At 74.0% G+C, this 11538-nt stretch carries 10 protein-coding genes; 8 read left to right on the top strand and 2 right to left on the bottom strand.

Annotated features, from left to right (window positions below):
* Positions 1-24: 24 nt before the first annotated feature.
* The 6 genes from OG618_RS19275 to OG618_RS19250 all read left to right on the top strand — a co-directional run bounded on the left by OG618_RS19275 (position 25) and on the right by OG618_RS19250 (position 7182).
* A complete protein-coding gene (locus tag OG618_RS19275; RefSeq protein WP_329488762.1) occupies positions 25-588 on the top strand; it encodes a YbaK/EbsC family protein in 564 nt (187 codons plus the stop codon).
* Between the two features lie 112 nt (positions 589-700).
* Positions 701-1678 (top strand): NAD(P)H-quinone oxidoreductase, encoded by a 978-nt coding sequence (locus OG618_RS19270; RefSeq protein ID WP_329488761.1) that lies wholly within the window; start codon positions 701-703, stop codon positions 1676-1678.
* Between the two features lie 161 nt (positions 1679-1839).
* Positions 1840-2763, top strand: coding sequence for a hypothetical protein (locus tag OG618_RS19265; protein ID WP_329488760.1), 924 nt, complete (start codon positions 1840-1842; stop codon positions 2761-2763).
* A 194-nt stretch (positions 2764-2957) separates the two neighbouring features.
* The gene (locus tag OG618_RS19260) at positions 2958-3563 is read left to right on the top strand and encodes a bacterial proteasome activator family protein (protein WP_380388862.1); all 606 of its coding nucleotides are present in this window, start codon (positions 2958-2960) and stop codon (positions 3561-3563) included.
* Between the two features lie 322 nt (positions 3564-3885).
* Entirely contained in the window at positions 3886-5259 is a 1374-nt protein-coding gene (locus OG618_RS19255) for a protein kinase domain-containing protein (RefSeq protein WP_329488759.1), read from the top strand.
* 183 nt (positions 5260-5442) lie between these two features.
* Positions 5443-7182, top strand: a complete 1740-nt coding sequence (locus tag OG618_RS19250) for a protein kinase domain-containing protein (RefSeq protein WP_442906949.1) — start codon at positions 5443-5445, stop codon at positions 7180-7182.
* Between the two features lie 23 nt (positions 7183-7205).
* On the opposite strand, the gene OG618_RS19245 is transcribed toward OG618_RS19250, so the two are convergent.
* Together OG618_RS19245 and OG618_RS19240 are read right to left on the bottom strand one after the other, a co-directional pair.
* Entirely contained in the window at positions 7206-8294 is a 1089-nt protein-coding gene (locus tag OG618_RS19245; protein ID WP_329488757.1) for a phosphotransferase, read from the bottom strand.
* 67 nt (positions 8295-8361) lie between these two features.
* Positions 8362-9021 carry a response regulator transcription factor gene (locus OG618_RS19240; protein WP_329488756.1) on the bottom strand — a complete coding sequence of 220 codons (660 nt, stop codon included), beginning with the start codon at positions 9019-9021 and terminating at the stop codon, positions 8362-8364.
* A gap of 379 nt (positions 9022-9400) precedes the next feature.
* On the opposite strand from OG618_RS19240, the gene pdhA reads away from it, so the two are divergent.
* A complete protein-coding gene (gene pdhA, locus OG618_RS19235; protein ID WP_442906824.1) occupies positions 9401-10555 on the top strand; it encodes a pyruvate dehydrogenase (acetyl-transferring) E1 component subunit alpha in 1155 nt (384 codons plus the stop codon).
* A complete protein-coding gene (locus OG618_RS19230; RefSeq protein WP_329488754.1) occupies positions 10555-11529 on the top strand; it encodes an alpha-ketoacid dehydrogenase subunit beta in 975 nt (324 codons plus the stop codon). The genes pdhA and OG618_RS19230 overlap by 1 nt, the downstream gene beginning before the upstream one ends.
* Positions 11530-11538 lie beyond the last annotated feature (9 nt).

The following is an 11538-nucleotide window of genomic DNA, read 5'->3' as shown; positions in this document are numbered from 1 at the left end:
CCGCCGGTGGCTACAGTTCGTGTCATGAACGATCAACCGCAGCTCCCCTTCGGCACGTTCGAGACCGTCGCGCCGGCCCTCAACGTCCGCGACCTGCTGGCCGGGCCGGTGGCCGACGCCCTCGCGGCCTGGGCGGACCGGGAGGCCGCGCGCTCCGTGCTCTACGTGGACACCGACCCGGAGAAGGCGGACACCGCGGTGTTCTGCGAGACCTACGGGGTGCCGCTGGAGGCCTCGGCGAACTGCGTGGTGGTGGCCGCCAAGCGCGGCGGGGAGACCACGCGGGCCGCCTGCCTGGCGCTCGCCCACACCCGGGTGGACGTCAACCGGGCCGTTCGCAAGCGCCTGGAGGCGCGCAAGGCCTCGTTCGCGCCGATGGAGGCGGCGGTCGAGCTGACCGGGATGGAGTACGGCGGCATCACGCCGGTCGGGCTGCCCGCCGACTGGCCGCTGCTGATCGACGAGGCGGTGGCCCGGGCGCCGTACGTCCTGGTGGGCAGCGGGCGGCGGCGGGGCAAGCTGATCCTGCCGGGCCGGGCGCTGGCGGCCCTGCCGGGCGCCGAGGTGCTGGCCGGGCTGGCTGGCTGAACAGGGGCGCTCCCGGCGGGCCGGCCGGAAGCGCGGACCGGGTTCGGTCGGCGCTCCCGCGGACTGCGCGGGGCGCCCCCGCCGCCCCGTCAGGACGCAGTAGCTTCGGGTCATGCATGCGATGACGATTCCCGAACCCGGCGGTCCCGACGCGCTGGTCTGGGCCGAGGTGCCGGACCCGGTGCCCGGTGACGGCGAGGTCCTGGTCGAGGTGGCGGCGACCGCCGTGAACCGGGCCGACCTGCTCCAGCGCCAGGGCTTCTACAACCCGCCCCCCGGCAGCCCGCCCTACCCGGGCCTGGAGTGCTCGGGCCGGATCGTCGCCCTGGGGGCCGGCGTGGCCGGCTGGGCGGTCGGCGACGAGGTCTGCGCGCTGCTGGCGGGCGGCGGCTACGCGCAGCGGGTCGCGGTGCCGGCGGGGCAGCTGCTGCCGGTGCCCAAGGGGCTCGACCTGGAGCAGGCCGCCGCGCTGCCGGAGGTCGCCTCGACGGTGTGGTCGAACGTCTTCCTGGTCGCGCACCTGCGCCCGGGGGAGACGGTGCTGCTGCACGGCGGGGCGAGCGGGATCGGCACGATGGCGATCCAGCTGGCCAAGGCGGTCGGCGCCCGGGTGGCGGTGACGGCGGGCAGCGCGGAGAAGCTGGCCCGGTGCGCCGAGCTCGGCGCCGACATCACGATCAACTACCGCGAGCAGGACTTCGTCGAGGTGCTCAGGGAGGCCACCGGCGGCGCCGGGGCGGACGTGATCCTGGACCTGATGGGCGCCGCGTACCTGCAGCGCAACGTCGACGCGCTGGCGGTCAACGGCCGACTGGTGATCATCGGGCTGCAGGGCGGCGTGCAGGGCGAGATCAACCTGAACACGCTGCTGCGCAAGCGCGGCGCGGTGATCGCGACCAATCTGCGCGGGCGGCCGCTGGCGGAGAAGGCCGCGATCGTGGCGGCGGTGCGCGAGCACGTCTGGCCGCTGGTCGAGCAGGGCCTGGTGCGGCCGGTGATCGACCGGGTGCTGCCGCTGACCGCGGCGGCCGACGGGCACCGGGCGCTGGAGGCCGGCGATCAGGTCGGCAAGGTCGTGCTGCGGGCCTGAGGCGGGGCGGGGCCGCGGGCCCGGGGAGTCGGTGGCCGGGCGGGGCGGTTGGTGCACAGCCGTTCGAAATGCCCGGAATGTCGGATTGTGTGACGCTGGTCCGGAGCTGTCCCGCCGCCGACCCCGCCCGTGCGCGGTCGGCCGTCGGAAGGACCTCGACCGTGGCCGCACCTTCGACCCCCTCGAACGCGCTCCTCGGGCCGCTGCCCGCCGCGCCGCCCCACGGCCGTACCCGCACCCGGGGCCGGGCCGGTACCGGCACCCCCCGTGATCGGGGCGACCACCGGGTGCGGCGGCTGCTGACGATGGCGGTGCTCGGCCTCGCCCTGCCGCTGACCGTCGTGCCCCCGGCGGCGGCCGCCGGTCCGCAGCGGCCGTCCGGCCCGTGGGAGGCGGTCGCCGGGCCCGCCGCGTCGGACCCGCCCACCGTCCCCACCGTGCCCGCCGAGCCGTCAGAGCCGTCCGAGCCGTCCACCGCCTCCGAGCCCGGCGCTCCGGCGGCGGACGGACCGCAGCCCGGTGGCCCCGGGTGGTCCGGTTCGCCCTCCGCCGACGCCGGTCCGGCGTCCCCCGAGGCCTCGCCCCCGCCCTCCGCCGCACCCTCGGCGGAGCCGTCGGCGGCCGCGCCCCCGAGCACGCCGCCGGCCCCGGCCGCCACCCCGCCGCCCCCGGCCGCCCTCTCGGCGGCCGCCGCGCCGCCGTCGCACCAGGGCGGGCACCCGCGGCCCGGCCCGGCGCCCGTCGGCCCCCGGGCCGGTCACCGGCACCGCCCGGCCTCGGCCCCCGAGCGTGCCGAGCGGGTGCCCGACCGGTCGGAGCGGGGGCCGGAGCAGTCCGTCGAGGCCACGCAGGCCGTCCCGGACGCGGACCCCGGCACGCCGGACGGCGCCGCACCGGCCGAGGACGCCGTGCCGGACGGCGCCACGGTGGCGGCCGGAGCGACCCAGCAGGCCGCCGGGGCCGTCCCGGCCGTGCTGCCCGCCCGCTGGCGCGACGCCTCCACGCTCCAGCTGCCGCTGGGCGCCGGCCTCGGCCTGATCGGCTGCGGCCTCGGGCTGATCGGGCTGCGCCTGCGCAAGGGCTGAGCCGCGGCCGCCGGCGCCGCGCCCCCGCGCGACCTGAGTATCCGTACGGATGCCGGGCCGCCGTGCGGGGGCGTAGCGTCGTCAGCGGAAGCGGGTGCGGTGACCGCGGTGCCGGTGACCGGTGACCGTGGTGCGGGGCGGCGGTGCGGTCGGGGGTTCCACTCGGCCAACCCCAGTGAGGAAGAATGTTGTTCATGACGAATCCGATGAACGAGCGCTCGCCGCAGGACCTGTACCAGGCCATGGGCGGGCAGTCGCAGGACGGCCAGAAGGTGCTGATCGTCGGACCGGACGGGCTGCCCGTGGGCCAGGGGTTCGCCGGCTCGACGCACGACGACGGTGAAGGGCCGCGCGAGCTCCCGGTGACCGAGATGGTGGAGCAGCCGGCCAAGGTCATGCGGATCGGCAGCATGATCAAGCAGCTGCTGGAGGAGGTCCGGGCGGCTCCTCTCGACGAGGCCAGCCGGGTCCGGCTGAAGGACATCCACGCCAGCTCCATCAAGGAGCTGGAGCTCGGCCTGGCGCCCGAGCTGGTCGCGGAGCTGGAGCGGCTCTCGCTGCCGTTCACCGAGGACACCATCCCGACCGAGGCCGAACTGCGGATCGCGCAGGCGCAGCTGGTGGGCTGGCTGGAGGGGCTGTTCCACGGCATCCAGACCGCGCTCTTCGCCCAGCAGATGGCCGCCCGGGCGCAGTTGGAGCAGATGCGGCGGGCACTGCCGCCGGGTCTGCACGGCGCCGAGCAGGAGGACGACGAGCCCGGCGAGGGCCGCGGCATCCGCTCCGGCCCGTACCTGTAGGCCCGCCACCGGCCCGGCGCAGCCGCTCCGGTCGGCGCCGCGGACCCCGTGGCGGCCGCCCGGTATCGGACGTACCGCCACGATCCGGTGCCGAACGCACGACCGACCCACTACCGTCCGGTAGTGGGTCGCGGCTCGGACACAGTGTCGGCCCTGCGCCGATCACTGTCGCCGTGAGCCGATACCCTGAGCCCCTGTCGCAGGCCGGGCGAGCGCCGCGACAGGGGTCGGGTGGGCCACCAAACCGGGCCCGACCACGCACGGACGAGACCGAACGTCACGGTTGCGGCGGCACGACCGCGCCGAGGGGGAGCAGAGGACCATGAGCGAGCACGGCAACGCGGCGGTCGAGGGCCACTCCCTGGGCAACGGCAGGTACGTGCTGCAGCGGGTGCTGGGCGAGGGCGGCATGGCCTCCGTGCACCTCGCCTACGACAACGTGCTCGGCCGCTCGGTCGCGCTGAAGAGCATGCACGCCGAGCTCGGCCGGGACGAGTCCTTCAAGGAGCGGTTCCGGCGCGAGGCGCAGGCCGTGGCCCGGCTGGAACACGCCAACATCGTCACCGTCTACGACAGCGGCGAGGACGTCGCCGCCGACGGCTCCACCACCCCGTACATCGTGATGCAGCTGGTCGACGGCAAGGGCCTGCGCGAGGCGATCAACGACGCGGTCGCGCAGTACGGCGCGATGCCCACCGAGGAGGCGCTGCGGGTCACCGTCGGCGTGCTGAACGCGCTGGAGGCCTCGCACGACCAGGGGCTGGTCCACCGCGACATCAAGCCCGGCAACGTGATGTTCGACCGCAAGGGCAACATCAAGGTGATGGACTTCGGCATCGCCCGTGCGCTGGAGTCCGGGGTCACCTCGATGACCCAGACCGGCATGGTGGTCGGCACCCCGCAGTACCTCTCGCCCGAGCAGGCGCTCGGCAAGCCGGTGGACGCCCGGTCCGACCTCTACTCGGTCGGCGTGATGCTCTTCGAGATGCTCACCGGGCAGCTGGTCTTCGACGGCGACTCGGCGTTCTCGATCGCCTACAAGCACGTCCAGGAGGAGCCCTCGGCGCCGTCCACCGTCAACCGGGCGGTCAGCCCGGCGGTGGACGCCTTCGTCGCCCAGGCGCTGCGCAAGGACCCGGCGCACCGCTTCCCGAGCGCGGCGGCGATGCGCGACGAGGCGGAGCGGCTGATCGCGGCGGAGAAGGGCGGCGGCAACGGCAACCAGCTGGCCGCGAGCTCGCCGCTGGTGATCACCGACGGTCCGCGCTCGGTGCACGCCGGGCCGCAGGCCCCGCAGACCCCGCCGCCGTTCCAGCAGCAGTACCGGACGCCGCCGCCGGCCTTCCAGACCCCGCCGCCGCAGCACCCGCAGACGCCGCAGCCCTTCCCGCAGCAGTACCAGACCCCGCCGCCGGCCTTCCAGGCCCCGCAGCACTTCCCGCCGCAGGCGCACACCCCGCCGCCCCAGCCGATGCCGATGCCGACGCAGTTCCAGCCGGCCCCCGCGTCGAACAGCGGCGGCTGCTCCACCGCGCTCGTGATCGTCGGCATCATCATCGGCGTGATCGTCCTCGCGATCATCATCATCGCCATCGTGGTGACCAAGGCGGAGAAGACCAGCACCTCCCGGTCCGTCGAGCGGCCCGCGACCGTCCTGCACCTGGACGGCCTGCCCGACCGGAATGGCCTGCTCTGACGCGGTGCGCCCGGATCGGGCGTGCTACGGGGGAAGTCCGGAGGCGGTAGCGTTCGGGGACACGAAGCGACAGGGCACCGCGATCCGAGCGAAGGCCCGGGGCGAGGAGCGATGGCACAGACGCAGCGGCCGGACGACGACGAGGGTGCCCGGGCGGCCGGTTCGACCGGCGGGGCCCGGAGGATGCCCGAGCCCGGCAGCGACAGCGCCGCCACCTCCGCACTCCCGCCGTACGGCGGCGGCCCGCAGACCCCCGGCCGCGGCACCGCGGCCCCGCTCGGCACGGTGGGTGACGGCCGCTACCGGCTGACCCACCGGCTCGGCCGCGGCGGCATGGCCGAGGTGTTCGCCGCCCAGGACGTCCGGCTCGGCCGGACCGTCGCCGTCAAGCTGCTGCGCCCCGAACTCGCCCAGGACGACATCGCCCGGCTGCGCTTCACCCGCGAGGCGCACGCCGTCGCGGCGCTCAACCACCACTCGATCGTCGCGGTCTACGACACCGGCGAGGAGTACGTCGGCGACGAGTCGACGCCCTACATCGTGATGGAGCTGGTCGAGGGCCGGACCGTCCGCGAGCTGCTGGTGGACGAGGAGGAGCCGCCGGTCGACCAGGCGCTCATCATCATCGCCGGGGTGCTGGAGGCGCTCGCCTACAGCCACCGGCACGGCATCGTGCACCGGGACATCAAGCCCGCCAACGTCATCATCACCACCACCGGCGCGGTCAAGGTGATGGACTTCGGCATCGCCCGCGCGCTGACCGGCACCGCCAGCACCATGACCCAGACCGGCATGGTCATGGGCACCCCGCAGTACCTCTCGCCCGAGCAGGCCCTCGGCAAGCCGGTCGACCACCGCTCCGACCTGTACGCGGCCGGCTGCATGCTCTACGAGCTGCTCACGCTGCGCCCGCCGTTCACCGGCGACACCCCGCTCTCGGTGGTCTACCAGCACGTGCAGGACCCGCCGGTGCCGCCGGCGCAGGTCAACGCGCGGGTCCCGGCGGCGCTCGACCCGCTGGTGCTGCGCTCGCTCGCCAAGAACCCGGACGACCGCTTCCAGGACGCCGACGAGTTCCGCGCCCACCTCCAGCACGCCCTGCGCGAGATGCACGGCGGGGCCTGGGCGACGGGTGCCGCGGCGGCCGGGCTGGCGGCGGCCGGCCAGGGGCACAGCGGTGCCACCCCGATGCCCGGGGCGGACGGCGAGACGGCCGTCACCGCGCCGTTCGGCCTGGGCGGCCCGAGCGATTCGACGACGGTGCTCCCGTACCAGGTGCCCGGCGGCCCGCACACGCCGTCCTCGCCCTACCCCGGGGCCGGCGGCCCGTACGGCGGCGGCTCGTACGACGGCGGCTCGTACGACGGCGGTCACGGCGGCCCGGGCGGCGACGGCGGCGACGGGGACGACGACCGCCGCCGGCGGCGCGGGCCATGGGCCTGGGTGGCCGGCGCCGCGGCGGTGTTCGTCGCGTCCGGTGTCGGGATCGCGCTCGCGCTCAGCGGTGGTGGCGGCGGGACGAAGGACCCCGGCCAGACGCCCGCCCCGTCCGTCTCGGTGGTCTCCTCCTCCGACGCCGGTACGCCCACCGGTGGGGGGATCTCCCCGACCACGGTGGCGCCCAGCCAGACCAGCCGGAAGCCGAACCAGCCGACCGACACGAACAACAACAACAACCAGAGCCCGCCGGCGACCGTGCCCAAGCACTCGCCGAGCATGACCCCGACGCCCACCGGTACCAAGCCGTCGTCGTCGACGACCCCGTCGTCCACCGGCACGCCGACCGGCGGGGGCACCGGGACGCCGACCGGCGGCGCGAGCGGGACGCCGACCAACGGCGCGACGGGCACCCAGCCGCCGCCGACCAAGCCGGCCACCCAGCCGACGGGGGCCCCGACCACCGCGCCCGGGGCCGGCGGCTGACCGGCGGCGCCGACCGGTGACGGTCAGTTGGCGAAGGCGTCCAGGACCTGCTCGTACTCCTGGCACCACCATGCCAGCTGGCCGGCCGAGGCGGGGTAGAGCGGGTCGGCCCGGTGGTCGGCCCGCTGGTAGCGCCACTGGAGCATCCAGAAGTCGTTGAGCCGCTCCCACCAGACCCGGTGGACGGCCGCCGCCAGGTGTTCCGCGGTGGCCGCCCCGGTGGCCCGGTACGCCTGCGAGTAGGTCCGGACCCGGACGAGGTCGAGCGCGCCCGACGTCCGGTCGTTGAAGACCAGGGTGGCCGACCGGACGGCCTCCTCGGCGCGCGGCTGCGGGCCGAGCTTGTCCCAGTCCAGGACGGCCGCGATCCGGTCGCCCGCGTGCAGCAGGTTGAGCCCGTGGAAGTCGCCGTGCGTCCAGCCGGTGGGCGGGGCGGCCTGCGGGACGGGCCGGCGGTGGGCGTACTCGGCGAGCAGGTCGAGCCGTTCGGTGAGGCGCCGCTCGACCAGCGCGTCCAGCGCGCCGTACGGGCGCTGCTCGCGGGCGCTGAGCCGGAGTTCGCGGGCCAGCCGGGCGCTGTCCAGCGGGTCGGCACTGTGGTAGCCGGCGGGTTGGGCGAGGGGGGCGCAGACGTCGTCGAGCGCGCCGTGCAGCCGGCCGAGCAGCGCTCCGAGCGCGCCGCACTGCGTCAGGGAGAGATCGCTGCCGTGCCGGTGCCGGCCATCCACCCAGGGGAAGAGCGCGAACAGCCGGCTGCCGAAGGAGGCCACCGTGCCGGAGCGTTCGGCACACGCCAGCGGGGGAGCGACGGGCAGTCCGAGGGTCTCCAGCGCGGCCATCGCGCGGTGGTGCCCGGCGATCGATTCGCGGTGCGCGGTGGCGGCGTCGACGTAGCACTTCAGGAAGTACGTCCCGGCCTCGGTGGTGACCCGGTAGCCCCGGTTCAACAGGCCCTCGGCGACCGGCTCGGCGGTGAGCAGCCGCCCCACCCGGTAGCGGCGCAGGACCTCGGCCAGGACGAGGTGGGGAACGGGCGGGCTGAGGGTCCCTATCGGGGGTGCGGTGAGATCGGGGCGGGCCGGGGCACAGGCGAGGGTCTGGCTGAAAGTCACAGGCTGAGGTTAGGGCCCCCTGGCGGGGGTCCTTGACAAACCGTCAGAACTGTGATTCCCGGCGCTCTCAGTGCTGCTGGTCGGCCTGGTGCCGTGCCACGAAGGCGGCCGCCTGGGTGCGCCGCTCCATGCCCATCTTGGCGAGCAGACTGGAGACGTAGTTCTTGACCGTTTTCTCGGCCAGGTGCAGCTCGTTGCCGATCTGACGGTTGGTCATCCCCTCGCCGATCAGATCGAGGATCCGCCGCTCCTGCTTGGTGAGCTGGGACAGTCGCTCGTCCTCCTTCTCGCCGCCGTCGCGCAGCCGGGCCAGCACCCGGCTGGTGGCCACCGGGTCGAGCAGCGACTTGCCGGCCGCGACGTCCCGGACGGCGGTGATCAGGTCGGTGCCGCGGATCGCCTTCAGGACGTAGCCGGAGGCGCCCGCCATGATCGAGTCGAACAGCGCCTCGTCGTCCGAGAACGAGGTCAGCATCAGGCACTTGATCTCCGGCAGTCGGGAGCGGACCTCCCGGCAGACCTCGACGCCGTTCCCGTCCGGCAGCCGGACGTCGAGGACCGCGACGTCGGGGTGCACGGCGGCGATCCGGGTGATCGCCTCGGCGGCCGTCCCGGCCTCGCCGACCACCTCGATGTCGTCCTCGACCGAGAGGAGATCGTGGACGCCCCGCCGGACCACCTCGTGATCGTCGAGCAGAAATACCCTGATCTGTCCGTTATCAGTCACGTGTAAAGCCTCCCATATCGGCGCAGGAGCGACCTATTGCCCGCACCGCCCCCGGAACGCTATCCGGCCAGATCAGTCGAAAGCGATGCCGGTAACCCCCTTACGAACGGGGCTCCGCCCGGATAACGTGCGCAGGTGTCCTGAAGGCGACCGAATTGAGAGCTGCGCCACACCCGCAGTTGTAGGCCCTGAACAAGTAGGACGTCCTAGCGCAAGCGCGCCAAGGGCTGCCGCTGGGTAACGTTCTCGTGAGGGACGCCGTCGGAACAGGATCACCACCTGCCTTGCAGTCGGTGCGCACACCCACGCGCGCCCCGCGAGGCGGTGACCGGACCGGTCACCGGCGACCCCGGGCGGCCGGACAGACCGAGGAGTGAACGTGACCGTCAAAAGCACGGCGAGGGCCCGCAAGAAGGCGGCCCCCGGCGTCCCTGACACCCTCCGCGCCACGGGTACGGACACCCAGCCGGAGCTCGTACAGCTGCTCACCCCGGAAGGCGAGCGGATCGAGCACCCGGACTACCCGCTCACCACCACCCCGGACGAGCTGCGCGCCCTCTACCGCGACCTGGTGCTGGTGCGCCGGTTCGACGCCGAGGCCACCGCGCTGCAGCGTCAGGGCGAGCTGGGCCTGTGGGCCTCGCTGCTCGGCCAGGAGGCCGCCCAGGTCGGCTCCGGGCGGGCCATGCGCACCGGTGACTACGCCTTCCCCACCTACCGCGAGCACGGCGTGGCCTGGTGCCGCGACGTGGACCCGCTGAACCTGCTCGGCATGTTCCGCGGCGTGAACCACGGCGGCTGGGACCCGAACGAGAAGAACTTCCACCTGTACACCATCGTGATCGGCGCGCAGACCCTGCACGCCACCGGCTACGCGATGGGCATCACCAAGGACGGCGCGGACGACGCGGTGATCGCCTACTTCGGCGACGGCGCCTCCAGCCAGGGCGACGTCAACGAGGCCTTCACCTTCGCCTCGGTCTACAACGCCCCGGTGGTCTTCTTCTGCCAGAACAACCAGTGGGCGATCTCCGAGCCCACCACCACCCAGACCAAGATCCCGCTGTACCGCCGCGCCTCCGGCTTCGGCTTCCCCGGCGTCCGGGTCGACGGCAACGACGTGCTGGCCTGCCTGGCGGTCACCCGCTGGGCGCTCGACCACGCCCGCAGCGGCAACGGTCCGGTGCTGATCGAGGCGTTCACCTACCGGATGGGCGCGCACACCACCTCCGACGACCCCACCCGCTACCGCCCCTCCGAGGAGACCGAGGCCTGGAAGGCCAAGGACCCGATCACCCGGCTCCGGGCGCTCCTGGAGAAGGAGGGCCTGGCCGAGGAGGAGTTCTTCGCCTCGATCGAGGCCGAGAGCGAGCAGCTGGGGCTGCGGGTGCGCGAGGGCGTGCGCACCATGCCGGACCCGGACCCGACCCTGATCTTCGATCACGTCTACGCCGAGCCGCACACACTGGTCGATGAGGAACGGGCCGAGTACGTCGAGTACGCGGCCTCCTTCGAGGCGGGGGAGAACCTCTGATGGCCGCTCAGCTCAGCATCGCGAAGGCGCTCAACGAGGCGCTGCGCAAGTCGCTGGAGAACGACCCGAAGACGCTCCTGATGGGCGAGGACATCGGCAAGCTCGGTGGCGTCTTCCGGATCACCGACGGCCTGCAGAAGGACTTCGGCGACAGCCGGGTGATCGACTCCCCGCTCGCCGAGTCCGGCATCGTCGGCACCGCGATCGGCCTCGCGCTGCGCGGCTACCGCCCGGTGGTGGAGATCCAGTTCGACGGGTTCGTCTACCCGGCCTTCGACCAGATCGTCTCCCAGCTGGCCAAGATGCACGCCCGCGCGCTCGGGCACGTCAAGATGCCGGTCACCATCCGCATCCCGTACGCGGGCGGCATCGGCGCGGTCGAGCACCACAGCGAGTCGCACGAGGCGTACTTCGCGCACACCGCCGGTCTGCGGGTGGTCTCGCCGTCCAGCGCGCACGACGCGCACTGGATGCTGCGCCAGGCCATCGAGTCGGACGACCCGGTGATCTTCCTGGAGCCCAAGCGCCGCTACTGGGACAAGGGCGAGGTCGGCGACGCCGCCGACCTGGGCCTGTACGACGCCCGGATCGTGCGCCCCGGCACGGACGCGACGCTGATCGCCTACGGCCCGATGGTCAAGGTCTGCCTGGAGGCCGCCGCGGCCGCCGAGGAGGACGGCCGCCGGCTGGAGGTCGTCGACCTGCGCTCGCTCTCCCCGGTGGACTTCGCCGCCCTGGAGGAGTCGGTCAAGCGGACCGGCCGCGGCATCGTGGTGCACGAGGCGCCGGTCTTCCTGGGCATGGGCGCCGAGCTGGCCGCCCGGCTGACGGAGCGGTGCTTCTACCACCTGGAGGCGCCGATCCTGCGGGTCGGCGGCTACCACGCGCCGTACCCGCCGTCCCGGGTCGAGGAAGCCTTCCTGCCGGACCTGGACCGCGTGCTCGACGCCGTCGACCGCGCGCTCGCGTACTGAACCGGGGAG

It is taken from the genome of Kitasatospora sp. NBC_01246, assembly GCF_036226505.1.
Classification (GTDB): domain Bacteria; phylum Actinomycetota; class Actinomycetes; order Streptomycetales; family Streptomycetaceae; genus Kitasatospora.
This window is presented reverse-complemented; position numbering and strand designations above follow the sequence as displayed.

Coding starts and splice junctions, on each gene's coding strand:
- OG618_RS19275 (WP_329488762.1), top strand. CDS start 25: ATGAACGATCAACCGCAGCTCCCCTTCGGCACGTTCGAGACCGTCGCG.
- OG618_RS19270 (WP_329488761.1), top strand. CDS start 701: ATGCATGCGATGACGATTCCCGAACCCGGCGGTCCCGACGCGCTGGTC.
- OG618_RS19260 (WP_380388862.1), top strand. CDS start 2,958: ATGACGAATCCGATGAACGAGCGCTCGCCGCAGGACCTGTACCAGGCC.
- OG618_RS19255 (WP_329488759.1), top strand. CDS start 3,886: ATGAGCGAGCACGGCAACGCGGCGGTCGAGGGCCACTCCCTGGGCAAC.
- OG618_RS19250 (WP_442906949.1), top strand. CDS start 5,443: ATGCCCGAGCCCGGCAGCGACAGCGCCGCCACCTCCGCACTCCCGCCG.
- OG618_RS19230 (WP_329488754.1), top strand. CDS start 10,555: ATGGCCGCTCAGCTCAGCATCGCGAAGGCGCTCAACGAGGCGCTGCGC.